At 52.9% G+C, this 26393-nt stretch carries 16 protein-coding genes; 3 read left to right on the top strand and 13 right to left on the bottom strand.

The genetic code is table 11. The annotated features are described in order from the left end of the window. Positions 1-32: 32 nt before the first annotated feature. From J2I46_RS03660 to J2I46_RS03640, 5 genes are all read right to left on the bottom strand, one after another. Positions 33-956: an EamA family transporter gene (locus tag J2I46_RS03660; protein ID WP_207327570.1), complete on the bottom strand. Its 924-nt coding sequence runs from the start codon at positions 954-956 to the stop codon at positions 33-35. A 72-nt stretch (positions 957-1028) separates the two neighbouring features. Further along, positions 1029-3365, bottom strand: a complete 2337-nt coding sequence (locus tag J2I46_RS03655; RefSeq protein WP_207327569.1) for a metallophosphoesterase — start codon at positions 3363-3365, stop codon at positions 1029-1031. Between the two features lie 247 nt (positions 3366-3612). After that, positions 3613-7044: a DUF7133 domain-containing protein gene (locus tag J2I46_RS03650; RefSeq protein WP_207327568.1), complete on the bottom strand. Its 3432-nt coding sequence runs from the start codon at positions 7042-7044 to the stop codon at positions 3613-3615. A gap of 217 nt (positions 7045-7261) precedes the next feature. Next, the gene (gene dnaK / locus J2I46_RS03645; RefSeq protein ID WP_207327567.1) at positions 7262-9199 is read right to left on the bottom strand and encodes a molecular chaperone DnaK; all 1938 of its coding nucleotides are present in this window, start codon (positions 9197-9199) and stop codon (positions 7262-7264) included. A gap of 353 nt (positions 9200-9552) precedes the next feature. Further along, positions 9553-10101 (bottom strand): hypothetical protein, encoded by a 549-nt coding sequence (locus J2I46_RS03640; protein WP_207327566.1) that lies wholly within the window; start codon positions 10099-10101, stop codon positions 9553-9555. Between the two features lie 184 nt (positions 10102-10285). Here J2I46_RS03640 and J2I46_RS03635 point away from each other — a divergent pair, with 184 nt between their 5' ends. Continuing rightward, positions 10286-10753 carry a nuclease A inhibitor family protein gene (locus J2I46_RS03635; protein WP_207327565.1) on the top strand — a complete coding sequence of 156 codons (468 nt, stop codon included), beginning with the start codon at positions 10286-10288 and terminating at the stop codon, positions 10751-10753. A 190-nt stretch (positions 10754-10943) separates the two neighbouring features. On the opposite strand, the gene rplT is transcribed toward J2I46_RS03635, so the two are convergent. The 7 genes from rplT to rlmD all read right to left on the bottom strand — a co-directional run bounded on the left by rplT (position 10944) and on the right by rlmD (position 18326). Further along, positions 10944-11288 carry a 50S ribosomal protein L20 gene (gene rplT, locus J2I46_RS03630; protein WP_310588994.1) on the bottom strand — a complete coding sequence of 115 codons (345 nt, stop codon included), beginning with the start codon at positions 11286-11288 and terminating at the stop codon, positions 10944-10946. Between the two features lie 156 nt (positions 11289-11444). Next, entirely contained in the window at positions 11445-11642 is a 198-nt protein-coding gene (gene rpmI, locus J2I46_RS03625) for a 50S ribosomal protein L35 (protein ID WP_207327563.1), read from the bottom strand. Between the two features lie 167 nt (positions 11643-11809). Then, positions 11810-12367: a translation initiation factor IF-3 gene (infC, locus tag J2I46_RS03620; RefSeq protein WP_207327562.1), complete on the bottom strand. Its 558-nt coding sequence runs from the start codon at positions 12365-12367 to the stop codon at positions 11810-11812. A 137-nt stretch (positions 12368-12504) separates the two neighbouring features. Beyond that, on the bottom strand, positions 12505-14463 hold the full coding sequence (thrS, locus tag J2I46_RS03615; RefSeq protein ID WP_207327561.1) for a threonine--tRNA ligase: 1959 nt from the start codon (positions 14461-14463) through the stop codon (positions 12505-12507). A gap of 111 nt (positions 14464-14574) precedes the next feature. Beyond that, positions 14575-15792 (bottom strand): tetratricopeptide repeat protein, encoded by a 1218-nt coding sequence (locus tag J2I46_RS03610; protein WP_207327560.1) that lies wholly within the window; start codon positions 15790-15792, stop codon positions 14575-14577. A 100-nt stretch (positions 15793-15892) separates the two neighbouring features. Continuing rightward, on the bottom strand, positions 15893-16780 hold the full coding sequence (locus J2I46_RS03605; RefSeq protein WP_207327559.1) for a class I SAM-dependent methyltransferase: 888 nt from the start codon (positions 16778-16780) through the stop codon (positions 15893-15895). Positions 16781-16877: 97 nt separating this feature from the next. Continuing rightward, the gene (gene rlmD, locus J2I46_RS03600; protein ID WP_207327558.1) at positions 16878-18326 is read right to left on the bottom strand and encodes a 23S rRNA (uracil(1939)-C(5))-methyltransferase RlmD; all 1449 of its coding nucleotides are present in this window, start codon (positions 18324-18326) and stop codon (positions 16878-16880) included. A gap of 176 nt (positions 18327-18502) precedes the next feature. Here rlmD and J2I46_RS03595 point away from each other — a divergent pair, with 176 nt between their 5' ends. After that, complete coding sequence (locus J2I46_RS03595) at positions 18503-20770, top strand: T9SS type B sorting domain-containing protein (RefSeq protein WP_207327557.1); 2268 nt, start codon at positions 18503-18505, stop codon at positions 20768-20770. A gap of 204 nt (positions 20771-20974) precedes the next feature. Next, positions 20975-24397, top strand: coding sequence for a ThuA domain-containing protein (locus J2I46_RS03590; RefSeq protein WP_207327556.1), 3423 nt, complete (start codon positions 20975-20977; stop codon positions 24395-24397). A 91-nt stretch (positions 24398-24488) separates the two neighbouring features. On the opposite strand, the gene J2I46_RS03585 is transcribed toward J2I46_RS03590, so the two are convergent. Continuing rightward, positions 24489-26378 carry an alpha-amylase family glycosyl hydrolase gene (locus J2I46_RS03585; RefSeq protein ID WP_207327555.1) on the bottom strand — a complete coding sequence of 630 codons (1890 nt, stop codon included), beginning with the start codon at positions 26376-26378 and terminating at the stop codon, positions 24489-24491. Between the last annotated feature and the right edge of the window lie 15 nt (positions 26379-26393).

Genomic DNA, 26393 nt, shown 5'->3' with positions numbered 1-26393 from the left:
CGATCGGGCGGGCTGTGTTGCCGTCGGTTCGGCTAGCGCCTGCCCAGCGTCATGAGGGTGACACCAATAAGCGCCACGCCAGCACCAATGAGCGAACGGGCAGAAAAAACCTCACCGGCAAACGTTACGCCCAGCAAAACAGCAATGATCGGGTTGACAAACGCGTAGGTTGCCAGCAGGGCAGGGGGCGCATGTCGGGCCAGCCAGGCATAGGCCGAGAACCCAATGATACTGCCAAAGATGACCAGATACAGCATGGAGCCAAGGGCCTTCACAGGGGCATGGGTAATGCTGAACAGATTGACCGGCTCGAAGATCAGGCTGATCACCATCAACAGTAACCCGCCCATCAGCATTTGCATACCGCTGGCCAGAGTTTGGTTTGGCTGCTGAAGCCGGGGCGTCAGCAACGTACCCACGGCCCACGACAGGTTGCCGATCGCGACCAGGACTGTACCGATCAGGTTTGCATCGGCACCGCCTGAACTGACCATCTTGTCGGGTTTAATGAGCAGGTAAATGCCCGTAAACCCAATGGCAACGCCAATCAACGACAGGTTTTTGGGACGTACCTGACCGAAGGAAACCCAGTTCAATAACAGCAGAAAAATAGGCAGCAGGCCCCCAAGTAACGCGCCCACCCCCGACGGAATGTATTGAAGGGCCAGTGTGAGAGCACCATTGGCAACCGTTAGCAGAAAGAAGCCAATGATCGAAGTTGACTTCCAGTGAGCGAGCGTTGGGCGTTCGGTGCCTGTGAAGCGGGCGTAAGCATACAGAATACTGCCCGCTACAATATACCGCATCGATGCCATGTAGAGGGGAGGCATCTGCTCGGTCATGAAATGAATGAACAGGTACGTTGACCCCCAGAGAACATACACGGCTGCCAGCGATAACCAGAGCCGGGTGCCGCTGGTAACAGTGGCCGGAGCCGAGTCAATAGAAACTGCCATAATACGTTACTAATGCACCTGCACCGGGAATAGTGCCAATTTTTGCCAGAATGGCGATTTTTGGCCGTTCCGTCAGGGTTGACGCAGGATTTTCTTCATGAACAACTCGTCTCCAACCCGCACCTGAATAAAGAACATGCCTGCCTGATCGAGCGGTACGGCAATGCGGGCTGGCGTTGAACCGCTGCCAAGTTGCCGACCACTAATCTGAACGCCCCGGCTATCGAATACTTGCAGATCAATAGGGGTACGCTCTGCTTTCAGAAAATCAATCCACACCTGACCGGATGTTGGATTCGGATAAATCTGGATGCGATTGGCCGCTGGCTCAACGGCAGTTGGCAGCAAGCCGGTTAGCTCACCCGCCGCCAGAACGGTTCCTTTGCCGCAGTCATTCGAGACGTTTGTCAACCGCGTGATACCTCCGGGTAAGGCCGGGAAGGTTATAACGGCGGGTTGTGTGGTGACAGTCTGAGAGGTGCCATTAGAAAATGTCAACTGCCAGGGAGCGTCACCCGTAAGGCTAACAGTAGCAGATGCCGGCTGCCCAACCAGGGCCGTTGCAGAACCTGTTACCGCTGCCGTTGGAAGGGCCTTTATACTGAATGCCGGCCCGGCAACTACCTCGGCATACCCAACTTCGCGGGGAACGGCGCGCAACCGGTAGCCCGTTCCAGCGTTCAGGTCTGCCGGAATTCGGGTTGTGAGCGCGGCAAACGTACCTGAACTTAGTGATCGTGGCGAACTGAAGCTGCCTGAAGCGTCGGAGAGTTGTATGTCGTATGTCCAGTTTGGCGCGAGTGGTGCATTTTCCGCGGTGACTGTCAGTGTAACGATGGTGCCGGGGCAGTAGGCCGATGCCGCCAGTGCGTTGGTGGTTAGTTTCGGGCGGGGCGCTACCGTTACCGTATATTCATCCGTAAGGCATCCCTGCCCATCAGTAACCCGGAACGTACCTGACTGATTGACCGTCCGAATGGTGCGGCTTGTCTGTCCGGTCGACCAGCTGTACCGGGCAGACGAGCCATTGCCAGTTACCGCGTTTCCTACCCAGGAGGCAGTAAGTGTTAAGGTGTCGGCATAGTTTAGGGCAAATGACTGACGGCGGTTCACGTTCTTTACCATCGTGAATCGATCGAGAACACCACTCGGTGCAACCCATTGACCATCAAGCCGATTCTCAGATGCATCGATCACCATCGAACCCCCTTCGTCGGTATAACTGTATACCATAGCCTTGTGTGGGTAGTTGGGCGACCGCCCCGTATTAGCACCGCCTGACCCATTGACGATATAGACAAGGCTCCCGTTTTTCTGAACGATCGGACATGAATTAGCCGAACCATCGTATCGCCCCGTCGTTGTATCTACGGCATATAATTTCTTGTCGAAGGTGGTAGACAAACCCCGGTGGCCGCGCATCTGGTAGGTACGTTCGTACACATGACTGTGCCCACTTACGACCAGATCAACGTTGTAGCGTTCAAAAATCGGCGTTAGTCGTTCACGGTTCAGGATCAGATCCTGTTCTGTATCCGAGTTGCGCGATCCCTGTGTGTAGGGCGGGTGATGAAAGACAATGATTGTCCAGGGTCTTTTATTGGCGGCCAGATCACGCTTGAGCCATTGCATCTGCGTGCCGGTGGTGTCCCAGATTCTGTATTTACCGTCTTCATTGCCAAAGGAGTCCAGCGACACCAGGTGGACCGCCCCGTAATCTACCGAATAGTATGACGACGAGTTGGAGGGAGTGCCTCCTGCTTCGCCTTGTTTTGGGTACGTAGTTAGTGCATAATAAGGCACATTATAATCGTTATTGTCGTCGTGGTAGTCGTGGTTTCCCGGCGTCGCGTAGAACGGTAAATTACGCAGATATTCGGGTGCATAGTTGAATACCCAGTTCTGATACTCGTCATCTCTGCCATATGTATAGGCGTTGTCGCCGAGCCAAATCCACAAATCAGCGCGCTTGTTCTGAAACGGTAGTTTAATGGCATCGAAGGTTTGCCTCTGACGGTCCGAGCCCGTCCCGAAATCACCCAGCATCCATAACCTTACCGGGTCATTCGACCCAAATGCGGGTGCTGTTTTAACATAGTATGAATCGTCGACCGGCGAAAGATTAGCCGTTGACGTACCGACAACATATGGGTATTTGGTCGCTGGAAGAAGCCCAGTCAGCGTAACAGCGTGTTCTGTTGTCGATTTAGGGTCAGTAACCTGTTGGGTCAATCCTGTACCGAAACGTACCCGGCTATCGGTTGCGAGGTCAGTTCGCCAGCGCACCACAACACTGGTGGGTGTAACCTGTTGTAGATACGGACCACGAATGATCGTTTGTGCCAGGCCGGGCAAGTTGCTCAGGCAGAGGCTTAACGGGAAAATCAATAAACGTAGAGTGTAACGCATGCGCGAATAAAAATAGGCTGTGCGCAAAGGTACGGGCAAACAAATAAGCCCGCCAACGAGAGTTAGCGGGCTTACCGAGTTTTGTGTGTAATGTGAGGCCGTCTTATCGGCTTATTTATGGGTACTAAGTAGTTTTACAAAGATCGTGCCAGAAAAAGTTTACAATTTTCTGTCTTCAGTTGTGCCGCTCATTCCCAGCCGGTTGCTTAGCGAAGCAATTGAAGACAAAAAACTGTAAACTCTTTTTTTACCTGCCGCCTTTCAGGTTAGTCAGGAACTCAACGACATCCCTTATCTCGCGTTTCGAGAGGAGGTATCCCATCGGCGGCATACTTGAGGGCATGTTTTCCCGCTTCTTGATCCGTGATACGGCCACTTTCAGTGGCTCGGCTTCCGTTGTTTTCAGCACAAGTTCACTCTCCGACTCCTGCATCAGAACACCACTAACCGTTTGCCCGTCGGCCAGGGTGAGCATTACCGTTCCGTAGCCGGGCGAGAGTCGGGCACTTGGTTCGATGAGCGCCTGTAATAGTTGATCTCGGGTAAGTACATTGCCGATATTGGTCAGCGAGGGGCCAACCTCGCCACCCTGCCCGCCGATGGCATGGCAGCGTACACACTGACCGGTTGAGTTGGTCATAAAATAACGACGACCCGCCTGCCGGTCGCCACCGAACAGCGCATCCTGATAATCGGCTACCGTCATGCCCGTTGAGCGGAAGGGTGCCAACTTAGCGATGAGCGAAGCTGATTTGGTTGAATCAACGGCTTCATTTAATTCCAGCGCAAGACTTGGAGCAAGCGTTTTAGCCGCCATCCGGTCAATCAATCCAGCCAGAATTGGTTCGGTTTTCGCTACCGGCATGGCTCCCAGCACCTGAATAAGCTGCTGCTGTTCTTTCTCCGTACCTTTCTCGAAAATCGTTTTCGACATTTCGGCCAGCGCCGCCGCAGACAGGTTTTGCCCGCGCATGAGCCCCAACGCTACCGTACGAACGTCGGCGTTTGAATCACTCATGCCCATCTTCAACGCCGATTCCATACCGGCGTAGTGTAATGTGTTCAGGGCCGTCAAGACAGCACTGCGTACCTCGCCAGCACCGCTTTCCTGTTGCAGCTTGGCTAACTTATCAGTGGCGCTGGTGATGCCCAGATTACTGGCCATCTGTGCCGTTGCCACCAGAACAGCAGGCTCAGAGTCCTGCAACAGGTCATTCATATAAGGCTGAACGGCCGATTGAACCGTAACCAGATCATGTTGAAGCGCTCCCCGATAGCGGCCGTCAACCCGGTCCATTAGCGAAGGGGCCGCCCACGTACCCAGCGTTGCCAGCGCTTCCGCTCTCAGTGTTTTGTCTACGTCGGTTCGTTTGGCAAAAGACAGGAGCTGATTTATCTGATCATTACCCCCAACGCGCAGACAGGCATTGATTGCCCGCCGGAGTAGCGGTTCAGATGTGAACCGTTTTTCGCCTAGCGTAGCTGCCAGGGCGGGCAGGGCCGTTGGGATCGACTCGTCATCGTTGATGGCGCGGGCCGCTTCGGTGACGATATATTCATCGCTGTCTTTCAGGAAAAGGGCCACTTTGTCGTTTTTCAGGCGGCGCAATACCAGCACGCCAGCCAGGCGGAGCGATTTGTCCTGGCTTTTTGCCAGCGCGGCTATCGGGTCAATCTGGCCAATACGAGAAAGGGCCAGTACCGCCGCATGACGCAGGTAAACGTCTTCGTCGTTGTTGGCCTTGATCATGGCCAGCAGGGGCTCAACGGCGGCTTTATCGTGAATACGGCCCAGGGCCTGAGCGCTGAAAAACTTAACACGTGGATGCTGACTCGCCAACAGAGGAAGCAGGGTGGGGCCAGCTTCGGTAAGCATCTCGTCGCCGATCACTTTGGCGGTCTGCGCCACTATCTCCGGGTCTTTATCGGTCAGCAGGGCCACGAGCGGTTTGCCGTATGTTTTATCCTGCCGGGCCAGTTGCCCCAATCCCCAAATGCCGTGAATGCGTGCTAACTGGTTCTCCGTTTGGGCAATGGCTTTGTTCAACTGCGCAGCACCGGCAGCACCACGGCTGGCCAGTTCAAACTGTGCTTTCTGCCGGATACGCATATCCGGGTTGCTTAACAGGTTGTACAGCACATCTACAGTCTGGTCTGGGTACGTTAACTGCATGAGCCGTTTGGTCTCCGAACGTAGCGCACTCATGTCGTTTTTGTCGGTCGTTACGTCCAGCTTCCAGACCCGACCGTAGTTTTTCGTATCCCATCCGTTGATCCAGTCGGCAACATAGAGCGCGCCATCCGGACCGAAACGAATGCCCGTTGGGAGTAAACCCGAGAGAATGTTCTGCTCGCCGTCGAGGACAAACGAGGCTCCCTTTGGTTTCAGACCAAACGACCAGATCGGCGAACGGGCAGGGTTGCCCACAAACTCAACCAGGAAAAACTTATTTTTCCAGGCCGACCCCAGTGCCGTTCCCGGATTATAGACCATACCGGTGGGGCCGTTATGGTAATTCATGATCGGTGGAATGATGTAGGCGGCCTGACCGTCCCAACGTGGCTTGTAGAGCTTCTCGTCCATCCAGACCTTATACAGGTTATTTTTCGGGTCGGTGTATTTGCCGTACTGCCAGTTCGACCGCCAACCGGCATCCGAGCCATCGACAACGTGTACCAGCCGTTCGCTTTCGCCGGGATGGTCGCCGTCGTTATCCGAACTGATCAGGTTGCCGTATTCATCAAACACGAATTCATGCGTGTTGCGAAGGCCACCGGCAAAGATTTCAAAATGAGTGCCATCCGGGTTCGACCGGGCAATGATGCCTTCATTCGACCGCTTGTGATTGACGCCCTCGGCCGTAGTAATGTTTGCGCCGATATCGCCGATATTCCAGTAAATCTTCCCGTCAGGCCCTTCAATCGGGTTCGACATGCCGTGGCCACCGAAACCGATATGAACCCCATACCCGTGGCTGATCGACGTTTTCTGATCATATACACCGTCGTTATTGGTGTCTGTAAGCCGCCATACATCGGGGGCTATGGTTACGAAAGCGTCTTTTGCCCGCACCAGAATACCGCCAGCTACGTCCGATACTTCGTCGAAGAAGTCGTTCAGAACGCGCATCGACACGTCGGCCAGTCCATCGCCGTTGGTGTCTTCGAGTCGCCATACTTCGTCTTTTTCAACGGCCAGATCACGCCAGTCGTGGCTGCCGTCTACGTTCAGGTCTTTCAGCCATTCGTTTTCCTTACTTTTTGCGGGGTCAAATGTTTTGTGCAGAAAAGCACGCCGGTCTTCCACCGTTTGAAGCCCAATTGACTCGGTCATCCAGTCGCGGTGGCCCCGAATGTCGAACTCCGAGTTTTTCTGCCGGTTTGTCCGGTTCAGGTATACGCGGCCTTTATCGTCGATCGACATCGAAACCGGGTCGGGCGCCAGCGAATCAGAGGCCCATAGCGATACCTGAAGGCCATCGGCTACTTTAAGGGCGGTCTTTTCACGGGTTGCTTTCGCGTTGGCGAGGCCATTAACTGGATCTTCCCGAATAATTTGCGCCGTCGATTTAGCAGTTTTAGACGATCCGCCGGGCGCCATTTTAATGCAGGAGACAACGGCAATGGCCAGGAAAGCCAGCCAGAGTAGGGGTGTTTTTAGTGATTTCATTCGAAGCATTGAGCGGCGATGTGTCTGTAAACAAGTTACTGTCTGGCATCGCAGTGGCGATCAGCTGGTAACGTACCCAGTAAAGCGAAAACAGGCCAACCCTTACCGTCTGTCTGCGATCAATCACGAATATCGCCAACCTATCCAGCGAAAAAAAAGCCCCTGCTAACTTAGCAGGGGCTTTTAACCCTGTTATGTCTTTCTGAGACCTGACAGAGTTAAAACATTACTTCACTTCTTCGTAAGGAACGTCTGAAACGTCACCGTCCGTAGGCTGGTTCTGCGCGCCGTTTGGCTGGCCACCGCCGGGTTGTCCGCCGAAACCATCCATTGGGTTGGCCCCGCCATCCTGGCCTTGTGTGGCCGCGTAGATTTCCTGCGAAGCAGCGTTCCAGGCAGCGGTGATCGCTTCCATCGCCGTGTCAATCGCGGCCACGTCGCGTGAACCGTGAGCCGAACGCAGTTGCGTCAGGGCGCTTTCGATGGCTTCTTTATTACCAGCCGACAGTTTGTCGCCGTAGTCTTTCAGTTGCTTCTCGGTTTGGAAAATCATCGAGTCGGCGCTGTTCACTTTCTCGATTTTTTCGCGTTCCGCCTTATCCGATGCTTCATTGGCTTTCGCTTCTTCGCGCATCCGGGTAATTTCAGCGTCGGTGAGGCCACTGCTGGCTTCAATCCGAATCTTCTGTTCTTTACCGGTGCCTTTGTCGCGGGCCGTTACGTTCAGAATACCGTTGGCATCTACGTCGAACGTCACCTCAATCTGCGGTACGCCACGTGGTGCTGGTGGAATGTCTGACAGGATAAACCGACCTAACTGGCGGTTCTGAGCCGCCATCGGACGTTCGCCCTGCAGGACGTTGATCTCTACGCTAGGCTGGTTGTCAGACGCCGTTGAGAACGTTTCCGTTTTCTTGGTTGGAATCGTGGTGTTGGCCTCTACCATTTTGGTGAACACACCGTTCATGGTTTCGATACCCAGCGACAGCGGAATAACGTCGAGCAGCAGTACGTCTTTTACTTCACCCGTCAGTACGCCACCCTGAATGGCAGCGCCAATGGCTACGGCTTCGTCGGGGTTAACGGCTTTCGATGGTTTGCGGCCAAACAGTTTCTCTACTTCTTCCTGCACTTTCGGAATCCGCGTTGACCCACCTACCAGAATCACTTCGTCGATCTGGCTGGCGCTCAGACCTGAGTTCTTCAGCGCGCGGCGGCAAGGCTCCAGGCTCCGCTGAATCAGTGAATCAGCCAGTTGCTCAAACTTCGCCCGGGTCAGCGTACGCACCAGGTGCTTGGGTATGCCGTTAACGGGCATAATGTAAGGCAGGTTGATCTCTGTTGACGATGAACTCGACAATTCGATCTTCGCTTTTTCGGCGGCTTCCTTCAGGCGTTGAAGCGCCATTGGGTCTTTCCGCAGATCAATGTTTTCGTCGTTGATGAACTCCTGCGCCAACCAGCCGATGATCACCTGGTCGAAGTCGTCACCACCAAGGTGCGTATCACCGTCAGTTGATTTTACTTCGAAGATGCCATCACCCAGTTCCAGGATCGAGATATCGAACGTACCGCCACCAAGGTCAAATACGGCGATCTTCATGTCCTTGCTAGTCTTGTCAAGACCGTAGGCAAGGGCTGCCGCTGTTGGCTCGTTGATGATCCGTTTCACGTCGAGGCCGGCAATCTGACCAGCTTCTTTGGTGGCCTGACGCTCAGCATCGTTAAAGTAAGCAGGAACCGTAATAACGGCTTCCGTTACAGTTTGGCCCAGATAGTCTTCGGCCGTCTGCTTCATCTTTTGCAGAATCAGCGCCGAAAGCTCCTGAGGAGTATATTGACGATCGCCGATGCGTACGCGAGGGGTGTCGTTTGGACCACGCTCAACGGTGTACGGCATTTGGCTGGTTTCGTTGGCAACGTCGTTGAAACGCTTGCCCATAAACCGCTTAATCGATGAAATGGTGTTTTGCGGGTTCGTAATGGCCTGACGTTTGGCGGGGTCACCGATTTTACGCTCGCCATTGCCGTTGTCCATAAACGCCACTACCGATGGTGTGGTACGACGGCCTTCGCTGTTTGGAATAACAACGGGCTCGTTCCCTTCCATCACGGCCACGCACGAGTTGGTGGTGCCTAAGTCAATGCCTATGATCTTTCCCATATTTGGTTAATTGGACCGCCGCGCCAGGCGCGACAGTCAGATGCTGTTTAGAGTTTATGCTGTGGTTAATGATCGTTCGATTCCTATCAAAGCAACCGATTACCACTCCTACATCAAGCAAAATGCCAGTCGACTTTTTTGTTCGATTTTGTGACAGATTGGCAGTTAAATTCAACGTAACGGGCCGGAATGACAGGGGGTGGGGGCAGGTGGCAGTAGTAGTTGGCAGTATGCCCGTCCGGGTACGTTGCTTTGGGGACCTGCACAATAGGGCATAAGAAAAGCCCGCAGTCGAAACCACGGGCTTTTTATACCGTTTCAAAGTAGGGCGATGTACTGCCTGCTGCAACTGCTTACTTGCCGCCGAACAGGCCACCCAGCATACCGCCGAGGCCACCTGCACCGCCGCCAAGTTGGCTACCTGCTACGCGCATCAGGTCGTTCATGTCCAGTTTTCCGTCGGCCATGGCAGAACCGGCCATACCCATCCAGTCAGTACCCTGTTGCCCGGTAGCTGCACCCAAAATGGTGTTGCCATCTACGCTTGAGTCGTTCGGGTCAGCGGCTTTGTGCATCAGCTTGCCCAGTACAACGGGTACCAGCGCTCCGGCAATTGACATTGCCACCTGTGGCGAAATGCCCAGTTTCTCCATCAGGCCCTGCTCAACGTTCTGCTGAACACCCTGCGTTACCGGATTGTCCTGAATATTACCGCCGCCGTTTACTACCATGCCGAGCAGGTTGCCCAGGCCACCGCCCTGTGCCTGCTGTGTAAGGCCACCCAGCATGCTCTGTACGACCGTTTCCATAGCGGTATTATTATGCTGGTTCGGAATGGCTGGATTGTTTACAATTGCACTGCCCGCATTCTGCTGGACAAGGTTCATTAAGGTCTCGAACATGATCTTGGTTGGGAAAAGAATGGACTATTGGTTAGACTTCGTTTAGCTACCAAATGTAGCAACTTGAGGATAAATGCTTAGCACAGAGTTGCAGAATACATCTGGAGCAATAATGTGGTTTATTCTTAACTGCGAATAATCGACGCTATACTGTTACTTTACAGCACCTGATTAATTCACTCCTATGACGACCGACTCAGCAGATAGTAACGTACCTGAACCGAACATAAAAGCTCAATCTGAGCCAGAAACAAGTTCTTTCGTTCAAGAGGTAACCCCGCTCTTAACCGATTTGTTGTATCCCAGCGAGTCTGACGAACCGCTGGAGCCCGTTGATACGTACCTGCGTATGGCTGAGCCCCTCACGGTCAGTCACATCAAAGACTGGCTGATGCTGCCGCCATCCAATTATGTGGATGAGATCACCGAAGCCGAGTTCTGGGAGCCAGTTGTGACGATAGAAGACTGGTTTGGCGATGAAGAAAAAGCCAAAGCCGACCAGTTTCAGAAGCTGAAGACGTACCTGGAAACGACCCTTACCGACCGGCAGGTATTCCGCGTGGGCCAGACCGAGATCGATGTATACCTGCTGGGTAAACCAAAAGAAGGGGAACCCCGCGTAGGGCTGAAAACAAAGGTTGTAGAAACGTAGTACATAAGCGAGCTAAAACTGATATCATGTTCTTAACGGGACGTAAACTATATACCGCCCCGCCGTTTTCTACCAATCTTGTGGCCCGATGGGCCGCTCCAGTTTTATAAGAAAGCTCTGGTTGAGCATCCAAACGGCAAACAAAAAACCCCGACTGATTCAGTCGGGGTTTTGCAGTAAGAAGGTCTGTTTATTTAAGCTGGTCAACAACCGCTTTGAACGCCTCCGGGTGGTTCATAGCCAGATCGGCCAGTACTTTCCGGTTCAATTCGATACCTGATTTATTCAGGGCGCCGATGAATACAGAATATGACATTCCGTGTTGGCGGGCACCTGCGTTGATCCGTTGAATCCATAGGCCGCGGAAATCGCGTTTCTTGGCTTTACGGTCACGGTATGAGTAGCCCAGGGCTTTCTCAACCGCGTTTTTGGCAACGGTCCAAACGTTTTTACGACGGCCATAGAAACCTTTGGCCAGTTTTAAAATTTTCTTGCGACGTGCCCGTGAGGCGACGTGATTGACTGAACGCATAATGGTTGCTTTTTTTGACGCGGGCGGGTTTTGATTTAAGAATCAATAACGTAGAAGTAAGAATGGTTGCCAGATGGGTCAATTCTTAATCTTTAATTCTTAATTAGCTTCCTCTTGGTTGCCCTGAGTCGGGTGAAATAGATAACCGAAAAAAATAGACTAAGACAGGCCCAGAAGCGCTTTGATGCGGGTCTCGTTCGTCGGGTGTACGGTCGACGAGTGAACGAGGTTACGCTTCTGCTTCGTGGTTTTCTTGGTCAGAATGTGTGAGTGGAAGGCGTGCTTCCGCTTGATTTTTCCGGTGCCGGTCAGCTTGAAACGCTTTTTGGCAGCCGAGTTGGTTTTTTGCTTTGGCATGATTGAATTGGGCCGGTACGCCGGTCGCGTTAAATAAACAGGCCGCAAAGGTACAACAAAAGGAGGAAAGGGAGAAGGGAGGAAAGGAGAAAAGGTAACTCCGATACATAACGTACCTGAGCGCAGCCCTTTTCTCCTTTCCTCCCTTCTCCCTTTCCTCCCTTCAGTTATTTCTTCACCTGCACCGCTTTGGGGGCAAGGAACATGATCATACGTTTGCCTTCCAATTTGGGCTCCTGCTCAATTTTGCCTACTTCTTCGAGTCCTTTCGAGAAGCGTTCCAGAATCTGAAGGCCCCGGTCCTTGAACACGATCGAGCGGCCAACGAAGTGAACGTAGGCTTTCACCTTAGCCCCTTCTTTCAGGAATGTCAGGGCATGCTTCAGCTTGAATTCAAAGTCGTGATCATCCGTGTTCGGACCGAAACGGATTTCTTTGATCACCACTTTCTGGGCGTTCGACTTAATCTCTTTTTGCTTCTTCTTCTGCTCGTACTTGAATTTCGAGTAGTCGATGACGCGGCAAACCGGAGGGGTCGCGTTTGGTGAAATCTCCACCAGATCTAAGCTCTGAGCTTTGGCAATGGCCAATGCCTGCTGAATGCCAAAAATGCCTTGCTCGACGTTTTCGCCGACAACACGCACCTCGCGAGCCTGGATGCGTTCATTAATTCGGTAGGGTTCTTCCACCACGCGACGGGGTGGTCTCCGTTGGGGTAATGCCATATGGTTTGGTTAATGTGACTACTTGTTGGTTTGGTAAACGTATTGTGTTACTAAAAGTTTAGAGTGACATCAGGCAATTGCGTACGGTCCTGGTCTGACTCGGGTAAGCAACTGCCTACTGCCACTGTAAACTGCGACTAAACTTTTACTTGCTCTTGAAACAGGGCTGTAAATTCGGCGACGGTCATGCTACCCAGATCGCCTTCACCTTTCCGGCGAACAGATACCCGGCCCTCTGCCTGCTCTTTCTCGCCGACAATAAGCATGAAGGGTACTTTTGCTACTTCAGCATCGCGAATTTTGCGGCCAATTTTTTCGTCACGCACATCCACGAAACCTCTGATATCATTCTCCTGCAAGTTTAGGAAAAGCTCGTTGGCGTATGCTTCATACTTTTCCGAAATAGGCAGCACGGCAATCTGATCAGGCGACAACCAGAGTGGGAAATTCCCCGCTGTGTTTTCGATCAGGATCGCAATGAAACGCTCCATAGAACCAAAGGGAGCGCGGTGAATCATAACGGGCCGGTGCTTTTGGTTATCGGCGCCAGTATACTCTAGCTCGAAGCGTTCAGGCAGGTTGTAATCGACCTGAATGGTGCCCAACTGCCATTTCCGACCAAGGGCATCGCGCACCATAAAATCAAGCTTGGGACCGTAGAAAGCAGCTTCGCCCTTCTCCATAACGGTAGGTAAGCCTTTCTCGTTCGCTGCGTTGATGATGGCCGCTTCTGCTTTTTCCCAATTCTCGTCGGAGCCAATGTACTTGGTACCATTATCAGGGTCACGAAGCGATACCTGCGCACTATAGTCATTGAATCCCAGTGCCTTGAATACATAGAGCACAAGGTCGATCACCTTCATAAACTCTTCGCTTACCTGATCGGGGCGGCAGAAGATATGGGCGTCGTCCTGGGTGAAACCACGTACCCGCGTCAGTCCGTGAAGCTCACCCGATTGCTCGTAGCGGTATACCGTTCCGAACTCGGCCAGCCGCAGGGGCAGGTCGCGGTAGGAGCGGGGCTTCGTCTTGTAAATCTCGCAGTGGTGTGGGCAGTTCATCGGCTTCAGCAGGAACTCCTCACCCACATCAGGGGTCAGAATAGGCTTGAAGGAATCCTCACCGTATTTCTCCCAATGGCCCGACGTAACGTACAACTGCTTGCTGCCAATGTGCGGCGTTACCACGGGCGAATACCCGGCACGTACCTGCGCTTTGCGAAGGAAGTTCTCGAGCCTTTCGCGAATGATCGCGCCTTTAGGCAACCAGAGTGGCAAGCCCTGACCTACTTTTTCCGAGAAGGCAAATAGTTCGAGTTCTTTACCCAGTTTGCGATGGTCGCGCTTTTTGGCTTCTTCCAGCAGGGTCAGGTACTCTTCCAGTTCCTTCTGTTTTGGAAACGTGATGGCGTAGATGCGGGTCAGCATCTTGTTCTTCTCATCGCCGCGCCAGTAGGCACCTGCCACGTTCATCAGCTTAGCGGCCTTGATAAAGCCCGTGTTCGGTATGTGTGGCCCCCGGCAAAGATCTGTAAAGTTGCCCTGCGTGTAGAACGTAATGCTGCCATCGGCTAGCCCCTGCAGCAGGTCAATTTTGTATGGATCGCCTTTTTCTTCGAAGTACGCAATAGCATCGGCTTTGCTCACCGACTTGCGTACATACGTATTTTTCTGCCGTGCCAGTTCAAGCATCTTGTCTTCAACTTTCTTGAAGTCGTCCTGCGAGAAGTGCTTGCCCTCAAAATCAACATCATAATAGAAACCATTCTCGATCGGTGGACCGATGGCGAATTTGATGCCCGGATACAGCGATTCCAGAGCCTCGGCCAGTAAGTGGGCTGATGAATGCCAGAACGTTGATTTTCCTTCCAGATCGTTCCAGGTCAGTAACTGCACAGAAACGGGTTTTCCATCCGCAGGTAGGTCGATGGGCAGGGTAGCATCCTGCACTTTCCCGTTCACTTTAGCGGCCAGTACATTGCGGGCCAGTCCCTCGCTGATACCAAGGGCCACGTCGTACCCCGACGAACCGGCTGGGTACTCGCGAACACTGCCATCGGGCAATGCCACCTGTAATTGTATATCCTGAGTTGTCATATTCTTTGTGTTTACGGTTTTCTGTTTACTGTCTTCAGTTGCGCTGCCTGGGTACGTTCATTTAAATGAGCGGAGCAACAGAATACAGTAAACAGAAAACTGTAAACTGATTTAATCAATTTGTTTTACTTTAAATGTTGAATCGTTCATCGAACGGATGCGGGTTCGGGGCTGTATCGGTGCGATACGGATCCGGCTGGTGTCAAGTGTACGCCCGCCGGGCGTTCGGGTTGATGGAGCCTGCAATAAACCCGTTTCCGGTGATGTTGGATTCAGTAAATAATCATTGTACGATGAGGTTGCCTGCTGCTGCCTTTTCTGCACGCGCCAGAAGCCAAATTGGGCAAGCTGATCGTTCGGATCTTTCTGTAAGGCGCTGGTATACTGCGCTAAAGCACGGTCCCACTGGTAGGTCATCTCGGCTCCATGCCCAACATAAAAATCAATATGGGGGAATGTTGGTTTCCGTTTTTGTACCTGTTCGAAGTTAGCTAGTGCTTGTCCATAATTATGGAAACGGTCAAAAATCAGACCAGCCTGAAAGTAAGCCTGCACGTAATCGGGTTGCAGGCTGACGGTACGCTGGTAAGCAATCAACGCGCTGTCTGCCCGGCCGGCATATTGGTAGATCATGCCCCGCTGGAACAGCAACTCAGCATTGACCGGAAAATAGTGCATAGCCCGCTCATTATACACCAGCGCCGTGTTCAAATCACCCAGTGATCGGTATACAGCCGTTAACTGGTTGTACGTTGGCAGGAAGCGCGGTTTCAACTGCAACGCCTGCTGATATTGCGCCAGTGCTCTGGTGGTGTCTCCCTGCTTGGCAGCCATCAGCCCGCTATAAAAGTGTGCTTCTCCGTCGTAGGGGGCCATTTGCAATGCCTTGGCCACGTACAACTGCGCTTTCGGATATTGTGCCTGTTGTTGCAGTACATCGCCGATTAGCGTAAACAATTCGGGCGAATTGATGCCCAGAATTTCTGCCCGCTGGGCATCATCGAATGCGCGCGCTGGTTTGTTCTGAGCACGCATCACCTGCGCCCGAACCAGAAAGAAAAAACCGGTACTGTTGTTTCGGGAAATGGCCTCGTCAATATCCTCCAGCGCCTCGGCCGTTCGACCTACAGACAGGAGCAATACGGCCCGTTTGGCGTAGGCAGTGGCAGACGACGACTGATTAATGGCACGAGTGAGCGCCCGGAGGGTGTTTGCCGTCTGGACACTGTCTGAGGCCTGGGGGAGGGGTGGAATGCGCGAAAGCCGCCGGTCGCCGCTACTGCACGACGCCAGGGTGGCTACCACCAGCAGGATCAATATGTACCGCAAAATGTCCCCAAAGCAATTGACGTTTGTTGTTATTTACTGTTTACAGTCTTCTGTTTTCAGCGCAACTGAAAACAGAAGACTGTAAACAGTAAACTTATTCCTACAAATCTACGGAAGAAAAACGAGAGAAAACGCCCAGCGGGAGGCGTTTCTGGTGTGAATCGGTCAGGAAAAGCTCGCCAGACTGTTCGTTGGGTAGGTTGCCGAAGCACTGTGCCATCAGGTTATCCAGGATCAGTGCCGAAAAACCGAGCGAATACAGGTTGATGATGAAGAAGAAGTTCTGCTTATCGAGCAGGGCAGCGCAGGTCTTCAGAATGCCGTTGAGCTGTTCTTCGAGTACCCATTTTTCGCCGTCGGGGCCGCGCCCGTAGGCGGGTGGGTCCAGGATGATGCCGTGGTAGGTATTGCCCCGCCGTTCTTCGCGCTTCACAAATTTCACGGCGTCTTCAACCACCCAGCGAATGTTGTCGAGCTTACTCATCTCCATACTCTCGCGTGACCATGAGATTACCTGCTTTACTGAATCAACGTGCGTAACGTCGGCTCCTGCCTGACGAGCGGCCAACGATGATCCGCCTGTGTAGGCAAACAGATTCAATACACGTGGTTTCTCAACGGGCAATGCCTTTACTGCATCGTGGATGTATGTCCAGTTGGCTGCCTGTTCAGGAAACAGACCAACGTGCTTGAAGGAGGTAAGCGCCAGTTTCAAGGTCAGGTCCAGACCCTGTTGCCGAAACCGAACCGTCCAGGGGTCCTGCATTGGTTTCAGCCGAAGCCAGTCGCCGCGCTCCGGCGATTGCTTGTCGCGGCGGAAGGTAGCGTGGGCCTGCCGTTCCCATTCCGCTTCCGAGAGCGAACAGTCCCAGATGGCCTGTGGCTCCGGCCGGGCCAGCACATACGCCCCGAATCGTTCGAGTTTCATGAAATCGCCCGAGTCGATCAGTTCATAATCAGGCCAGGCAGATGGTGTGAGTAGGGTCATAACTAACTGTCTTCTGTTTTCAGTCCTCTGTCTTCTGTTGCTCCGAACAGGTACGTTTCCTGATTGAGCAGAGCAACAGAAGACAGAGGACAGTAAACTATTTTTTCACTAGTAATACCACGTTCTCAACATGGTGTGTGTGGGGGAACATATCCACGGGTTGTACGGCTTCAACGCGGTAGGCTTCGTCGAGCCAGGCAATATCGCGGGCCTGGGTGGCGGTGTTACAGCTGACGTACACGATCTTTTGGGGGCCCGCTTTCAGTAACTGGCGAACAACGGCCTCGTCCATACCGGCGCGGGGCGGGTCGGTAATAACCACGTCGGGTCGACCGTGCTGGGCGAAAAATTCGTCGGTCAGTAGCAATTTCATATCACCCGCGTGGAAGGAGGCATTCGTGATGCCGTTCACCTCCGCGTTAACGTGCGCATCGGCTACGGCCGCTTCAACGTATTCTACGCCAACAACGTACCTGGCTTCGCGGGCAACGAAGAGGGCGATGGTGCCCGTGCCCGTATATAAATCGTATACCAGTTCGTTGCCGGTCAGGCCAGCCATGTCGCGGGCGATGCTGTACAGTGCGTGAGCCTGAATAGCGTTGGTCTGGTAAAACGATTTCGCATTAATCCGGAACGTCAAGGGTGGATGATTGGGCGACGACACCATCGTTTCTTCAATGTAGGGCGTGCCGGCGTAGTTAATCACCTCCTGATCGCCGTAGTTGTCGTTTTTCTTCTTGTTAATAATGTAGTTCAACGACGTAATCTGCGGGAAACGCTCGCGCAGATGATCGAGCAGGGCGGCCAGCGTGTCGGGGTGATCCTGTGCCACCTGCATCGTTACCATCACCTGACTGGTGGTGTCGGCGGTGCGGATAATCAGCGTGCGTAGGTAGCCTTCATGAGTTTTCAGGTTATAGGCCGCCAGGTTATGGGCAAACATATAATCGGAAACCGCCAGCCGAATATCGTTTGATGGATCGGGTTGTAAATAACAGTGATTGATGGGCAGCACCTTATCGAACCGGCCTGGTACGTGGAAACCAACGGCGCGGAAGTCCATACGTTCGCCTGCGTCTACTTCTGCCTGCGTCAGCCAGCGACCAGCGGCCACGGTAAATTCCAGTTTGTTGCGGTAATACTGCGTGGGTTCGGCGGCAACAATTGGCTGAAACTCCGGCAACGGAACCTTGGCAATCCGCGTAAGATGATCAATGACCTGCTGCTGCTTGAAGCGAAGCTGTTCGGCATACTGGATGTGCTGCCACTTACAGCCCCCACAAATACCGAAATGTTCGCAGAACGGCTGGGTACGTACCTCAGAAGGTGTAACGATCCGTTCAACGACGGCCTCGCGATACTGCTTCTTTTGATTGACTATTTTAACATCAACGATATCGCCGGGGGCAGGCATCGGATAACCGGGCCGGCCTTCCACAAAGATGACACCTTCGTCGGTTTTAATAATACACTTTCCTTCGGCGGCCACGTCGGCTACCAGGAGGTTGGCAATGAGCTGGGGTTGTTTGTGTTTGTGACGGCGCATTAAAAAATGAGGTCGCTGGAATGACCTGCTGGATGTGACTACTAACAAGTAGCTGATTTATAGTACTTTCCTTGAAAGCAGTAGCCGTTAGGCTCCTTTCAATAGACGCTTATTTCGAGATAAACCGCTAAATTAAGCATCCGTTATCGGACCAAGTGTACCCTGCCCCAATTTGTATGACTCAACAATACCGTTCATTTTTTCATTTCCTGCTTTTCGTTGGCCTGTTCGGGTTGTTGCCGGGAATGGTGATGGCCACCCATATTGTCGGTGGCGAAATAGAATTACAATACCTGGGCACCGGACGAGCCTATACGCACCGGATCAACCTGAACCTGTACTTCGACCAGTTGACGGGTAATCCGGGGGCCGAAGATGCCACGGTTTCGCTTGGCGTTTTCCGGAAGCGTGACAACGCTTTTTTGTCTGGTATTGTGTTGCCTCAGACTGGTTCGTCACTTGTTGCCTCCACACTGCCCAACTGCACGCAGGCGACGCAAAGTACACGCCTTATTCGATACGGCATTGATGTTACCCTGAACCCGCAGGCGTTTAATGATCCGGGTGGCTACTACATTTCCTGGGAGCGCTGCTGCCGGAACGCGGGTATTGTCAACATCAATCTGCCTGGCGATGCTGCCGACGCGTTTTATCTGGAATTTCCGGCTATCTCGGCCACATCAACGCCGCTGTATAATTCATCGCCTGTTTTTAACACGCCCAAAGGCGATTACATCTGCCTGAATCGCCCGTTCACGTTTGACTTTTCGGCCAAAGACCCCGACGGTGACAGCCTGGTTTATACGATGGTGACGCCCTACAACGGGTTCAGCGACAAGAACAACCCGATTCCGGGCATCGGTACCCAACTCATTCCGCCTATGTTTAATCCCGGTCCGTACCCGACTGTCAACTGGAGTTCAGGGTATTCGGCTACCAATGCCATTCCGGGAAGTATTCCGCTGCAAGTCAATCCCCGGACAGGTATTCTGACGGTTACGGCCAGTCGGGCGGGCCTTTACGTGTTTTCGGTTGAGGTGGTCGAATACAGAAAAGGCGTTGCTATTGGGCGAGTCCGGCGCGATTACCAGCTGAAAGCGATCGATTGCCCCGTGAATGACCCGCCGGTACTGCTGATGAAAGCACAGGGAGCCAGTGGTTTTTACAAAGAAGGTACACTCCTGACCTTAAATGACACCGATAACGCCTGCCTGACGCTTTACGTGACTGACCCCAACGCCAACCAGACGATCTCGATCGCGAACGGAAGCGGATCATTATCGGGCCTGGCCATTACGCCAGGTGTGCTGGTGTCGAGAACCGGTCGGGATACCACAACGGCCCAGTTCTGCTTCGATGCCTGCGCCTTGTATAACAATGGGAAAGCTGTGACGCTGCAAATAAAAGCAACGGACGACGGTTGCCCGCAGGGGTTGACCTCGATCATAAATATTCAGGTGCTGGTAAATGCCACGGTGGCAACAAAGCCCGCCGCCAGCACTGATCTGCGAAACGGACAGACAACCGTAACCGTAGGTACGTCGCTGACATTCAATGGGATCGGTAAGGATTCGCAGAACGGAGCCGTAACAATTCAGGCAGTTGGGCGGGGGTTCGATCTGGCCAGCGCCGGTATGTCGTTCTCCCCCAAATCAGGGACCGCTACGGTGTCGAGCCCGTTTGTCTGGAAACCGACCTGTTCGCAGGCTACCCGCACCGAATACCTCGTTGATTTTATCGCGATCAATAAAAAATGTACTACCGAACGCCGCGATACGACCACCGTTCGGCTGACAGCGCAAGGCGTGGCCAGCCAACCGCCCAGTATACGAACCTCGTTGGCCAGCCGAGTCATTGAACTGGTAGTTACCCCCGCAGATACGGCCGCAGGTGGTGTTCGGTTTACCGTTTTTGGCAATGACCCGGACAAAGGCGATACCCTGAAACTGACAGGTACAGGCAGAGGCTTCAATCTGGCGAGTGCAGGCATGGTGTTTACTAACAAAACGGGGCGACCTGAGTTGCAATCGCCTTTCTCATGGCAAGCTACCTGCGCAACGCTCCAGGGAAAAAGTGAGGCTACGTTCACGCTCGATTTCGCCAATACCGACGGAAGCTGCCAGCCTAAAAATACAGATACCACCAGTGTCGTGCTGAAGGTGAGAACGCCGGAGATCAACTACGACGAGATGAAGATTCCGAATACGATCACGCCCAACAACGATGGTAAGAACGATTATTTCGGGCTTATGAACGTACCTGTGGAAACCTGTACGGAACGGTTCGAGCGCGTTACGGTCTACAATCGCTGGGGAAAATCGGTCTTCGATTCAGTCGATCGGGCATTCCGCTGGTACGCGCCCGATTATCCGGCAGGGGTCTATTATTACACCATACTGTATGGCCAACGAAGCTTCAAAGGAACACTGATGATTATGCGCTGAAGCACCAAAGCAAGTAAGATGAGAAGCCCAATTCGAGCCGCCGAGCCATCGAGTTGGGCTTCTCATCGTTTGGTGCTGGTCACCTGGGTATCCTGCACAGCCAGCTTGCCGGTTAGGAGGGTAAAGTAGCGAAGACTATTCCTTATAGCAGTAGATAGTTTTCAATCCTGATTGTCTTTACTTTTTAAAGCACGTCTTCACTTCATGTATACACCTTCTCTTTACCAGCGCCTGATCGGTACGCGCCGACTGGGGCGAACCATAGCCGTGGCTGGCGGCTTATTAGCTGCTGCATACGTACCTGGTAGTAACGTACAGGCGCAGTCGCCAACGGCCAAACGGGTACTCGTTTTCTCGCGTACTATGGGTTTCCGTCATCAGTCAATTCCAACGGGTCAACGTACATTGATGGAATTGGGCAAACAGAACGGATTTGCCGTTGATACCACGGAAGATGCCGGGAAATTTACAGAGGATAACCTGAAACGATACGGCGCCGTGGTTTTCCTGAGTACAACCGGTGATGTTCTGAACGATGCCCAACAGGTTAATTTCGAGCGTTATATTCAGTCGGGCGGTGGGTACGTTGGTATTCATGCTGCCGCCGACACAGAATATGACTGGGCCTGGTATAATAAACTGGCCGGAGCTCAGTTCGCATCGCACCCCGGTAACCCGAACGTGCAGGAGGGTGAGGCCTATGCCGTGAATAAAAACAATGCGTCGATGTTTGGTTTTCCTGATCGCTGGAAGATCAAAGATGAGTTTTATGACTTCAAAAACGTCAATCCGGCCATCAATGTGCTCGTAAAGATTGATGAGAAGACGTATAAGGACGGCAAGATGGGCGATAATCACCCAATGGCCTGGTACCACGATTACGACGGTGGGAAAGCGTTTTACACCAATTTCGGTCACCCCGACGAGACATATGCCAATCCGGTTTTCCTGAAGCACCTGCTGGGCGGTCTGCAATCTGTTATGGCCACTTCGCTGGACTATGCCAAAGCCAAATCAATGCCTGCGCCTGAAGAAAATCGCTTCGAGCGCGAAGTAATGGTTAGCAGCCTGGATGAGCCAACCGAACTGGTTGTACTGCCGGGTGGCAAAGTGATGTTTGGCGAGCGCAAAGGGCTGTTGAAGGTGTATAACCCCACGACGAAAAAGACCAAGATCGTGGCCCGGATGCCGGTTTACACCAAGTTTGAGTACGGTCTGATGGGGGTAAACGTCGATCCGAATTACGCAGCAAACAAACGGCTGTTTCTCTATTATGCACCCGATGCTGCCGTATTTGGTGCCGACACTGCCCAGCACCTGTCGCAGTTTACTTACGACGACGCGCGTGACACGTTGTTGATGAATACTGAAAAAGTGCTGCTTCGCGTACCTGTTAAACGGACGGGTTGCTGCCATACGGGTGGGTCTATTGCCTGGGATCGGAAGGGTAACCTGTACCTGTCGACGGGAGACGATACCAATCCATTTAATTCAGATGGATACTCGCCTTCCGACAACCGGGAAGGTCGCCAGGGCTGGGATGCACTCAGCACGTCGTCGAACACGAACGACCTGCGCGGAAAAATTCTTCGCATTACGCCAAACGGTAACGGCGGTTACACCATTCCGGAAGGAAACCTTTTTGCTACGGGTAATCCCAAGGCCCGGCCGGAGATTTATGTGATGGGGAACCGGAATCCATACCGGATTGCTGTTGACCAGCGCACTGGTTTTCTGTATTGGGGCGAAGTTGGCCCTGATGCTGGTGAAAACCGGGCGAAACGCGGCCCCCGCGGCCATGACGAAATGAACCAGGCCCGGAAAGCCGGGTTCTTTGGCTGGCCAATGTTTGTAGCCGATAACAGGGCGTATGACGTTTTCGATTTCAAAGACAGCACCTCAAGGGGCATGGCCTATGATCCGGCTAAACCCGTCAACAATTCGCCCCACAACACAGGCCTGAATGAATTGCCACCTGCTCAGAAAGCGTTCATCTACTATCCTTATGCCGATTCGCCCGAATTCGGCGCGATCGTTGGAAAAGGTGGCCGTAATGCCATGGGCGGCCCGGTTTATTACTACGACGACTACGCTGCCGACTCGAAGGTGAAGTTTCCCCGTGCTTACGATGGAAAATTCTTTGCCTACGACTGGATGCGCGACTGGATCAACCCTGTAACCATGACGCCGGAAGGGGATTTCGTGAAGATGGAGCGGTTTGCCCCCAACATGAAGTTCTCGCACGTTATCGATATGCAGTTTGCGCCGGATGGTAGCCTGTACACGCTCGAATATGGCCAGAACTGGTTTGCTGCCAATGACGATGCCCGTCTGTCGCGTATCACCTACAACGCCGGAAACCGCCGCCCGGTAGCGGTTGCGTCGGCCAATAAACTGGTTGGAGCCGCCCCGCTTGCCGTAACCTTCTCAACCAAGGGAACGATGGATTATGATGGCGACGCGCTTACCTACAACTGGGATTTCGGGAAGGGAATGGCGCGCAGCACGCAGGCAAACCCAACCATGACTTTCAGCAAACCGGGAATCTACACACCAACACTGACCGTGACCGATGCCGCTGGAAATAAAGCCACGCAGACAGTGACGGTTAAGGTGGGTAACGACATGCCAAAGGTTGACCTGGCCGTTAAGGGAAATAAAACGTTCTTCTTCCCCAAACAGCCAATTGCTTACCAGACAGCCGTAGCCGATAAAGAAGACGGTACGCTGGCAAAAGGCATTAACCCTGAAGATGTTACGATGACGATCAACTACGTGGAAGGCTTTGATAAAACCATGCTGGCACAAGGGCACCAGGCAAACCTGGGTTATACGGCCGGTAAACGATTGATCGAACTGAACGACTGTAAATCCTGCCACGCCATCGAGCGCAAATCGATCGGACCAGCGTATATCGATGTGGCCAAAAAATACAGAAGTGCCACGCGGGTACGTGCCCTGGCGCAGAAGATCATTAGTGGTGGTGGTGGCGTATGGGGCGAACAAGCCATGAGCGCTCACCCGCAACTTAAAATCGAAGAAGCTGAAGACATGGTCCGCTACATTCAGTCATTGGCCGACACGAAAGTGGCAGATAAACACCCCCTGCAGGGTAACTATATGACCCAGGATCATACAAAAGACGGGTCATACATTCTGACGGCGACCTACACCGATCGGGGTAACGGTCAAATTGGCCCTCTGACTCAGGTTAAGTCGGTGGCTCTCCGTAGCCCGAAATTCAAGGCGATCAATTACGATGGAAAGAAAGACATCTCAACCGTGAAGATGCCAACTGGCAATGACGTAGCTATTGCTACGAAAAGTGGCAGTTACCTGGTGTATAATGATATCGACCTGACGGGCATTTCGGGCCTGAGTGCTTCAGTAATGACCAGAGCCGGCATGTCGGCAGGTGGTAAAGTAGAGGTACGTACTGATTCGCCGACGGGGCCCTTGCTTGGCGACGCCGACGTGTCTGTGGGAACGGCAGGACCAGTTAGTATTCCCTTCAAAAAGCCAACATCGGGTATGCATAAGCTCTACCTGGTGTTTGTGAACCCGGAAAGCGCAAATAAGGCGCTTATGGCCGTTGACGATTTGACAGTACAGCAAAGCGGGATGTAAGCTTACTGCCAATTATACCAATAAGAGGCCATTTCCCGAAGGAAATGGCCTCTTGCGTTTAGCGTGGATGGGGCGCTTAAGCGCAACGTACCTACGAGATCGTTAGCACCAGTGCACCTAGTGGCGGCACGGTTACAGGAATAATCTGGCCTGCCGTAATCGTAGTTTTCGTCAGGAAAATATCACGATAGGTGTAGGTTTTCTTTGGGACAACCTTCATCGCTTTCCATACATCAGCTGGAATTTGGAGTTGCGTACGTATCGTTTCCTGCCGGTCGAAGTTGCAGACGATCAAAAGTTTCTGTTTGGCCGAATACCGCAGGTAGCTGAAAAGTTTTTCGGGCCTTCCATACTGTTGCAAATCATAAAACGCACCGTTCCTAATGGCCTCGCTGGCGTTGACCAGCTGACCTAGCTGGACGTAGAACTGCCGCAGCTTTTTCTGGTCGGCGGTTAATTTGCCGCCATCGAACGCACCGCCGTTTGTCCAGGCCTGGAATTCAGGGATACCCCAGTAATCGAAGATGGTGGTTCGTCCATCGTCGCCCTGAAAGCCTTCTGCCTGGATTGGTTTTACGCCCACTTCCTGACCCGCATAGACCATAACCGGCCCGGTTTGTAGTGTGGCCGACAGCGTCATGGCCGGCACAGCCGTCCAGGGGTCGTTGGCGAATTGTGTTGCCGCGATACGTTGCTCATCATGGTTTTCCAGGAAACGAAGCATGTGCTTGCCTAACGTACCTGATTCGCCCTGACAAACTCTTGAAATGGCAATGGGACTACCTTTCCCCTCCATGAGTGCCCGAACAGAATCATACAGGCCAACCTTGTCGTAGAGGTAGTCGAATTTTCCTGTCTCGATGTAATTGGCGTACTGTTGCGGGTTGTAAATCTCGGCAATGAAAACAAGGGGTGCGTAAGTGGGTGCGGCACTAACACCCGAAGGCGCCCCGGTAGCGCCCGATGGCCTGGAGGGCTTCACCGATACCACCGGGGCGGGCCTACTGGCTTTAATCTGCGGAATTACCCAACCCCAGAATTCGACCGGTACCATTTCGGCCATATCGCACCGGAACCCATCGACGCCCTTTGCTGCCCAAAAGAGCAGAATATCGCGCATCTTGATCCACGTTCCCGGAATGGGGTCGAAATACGTTTTCCGGCCGTTCTGATAATCAACACCGTAATTGAGCTTGATCGTTTCGTACCAGTCGTTACTGTCAGGCTGCGCTTTAAACACATCATTACCCGTAGCCTTCGCCGGATTTTCTTCGTAATCCGGAGCGATCGTTCCTTCGGGGACCAACGTACCTGCGGGCGGCTGAAAAGGCTGGTCGGGGAGGTAATAAAAATTGTTTTGCGGGTCAAAGGCCTTCGTTGTGTCGTCGGTTTGCCCCAGATCCTGAACGCCTTCCGGTTTAGCATCCGAACTATACTGGCGTGCCAGGTGATTCGGTACAAAATCGATGATCACCTGCAACCCGTTGGCATGCGAGCGTTTCACCAGCGACTCAAACTCAGCCATCCGTTTTCTGACATCGACCGCCAGGTCAGGGTCTACATCGTAATAGTCTTTAATGGCGTAGGGTGAGCCGGCACGACCTTTTACCACAAGCGGATTATCATTTGCAATGCCTAGCGATGAGTAGCCCGTCATGGTCGCGTGTTCAATGACGCCCGTGTACCAAACGTGCGAGACCCCCATTTTTTTGATTTCCTGAAGGGCTTTGTCCGTAATGTCGTTGAATTTGCCAACCCCGTTTTCAGCCAGACTTCCCCAGGGTTTATTCGCCGTTTGCTGGTTGCCAAAAAGCCGTGTAACTATCTGATAAACAACCAGTTTGTTGGTGGGTGGAGTAGGGGGGACGGGCGTCAGAAGACCAGCTGCCGCCCGAGCAATTGTGTGGCCAAGTAGGCCAGTTGCTGCTAGTCCGACAGTAAATGTTCGGCGTGATAAGTTGGATGAACGGGAGGTAGGCATAGGTTTTAGGAATCA

Origin of the sequence: Fibrella forsythiae, assembly GCF_017353175.1 — a bacterium.
Taxonomy (GTDB): Bacteria; Bacteroidota; Bacteroidia; order Cytophagales; family Spirosomataceae; genus Fibrella; species Fibrella forsythiae.
Note: the sequence above shows the minus strand (reverse complement) of the source record. Positions and strands in the feature narration are given on the sequence as shown.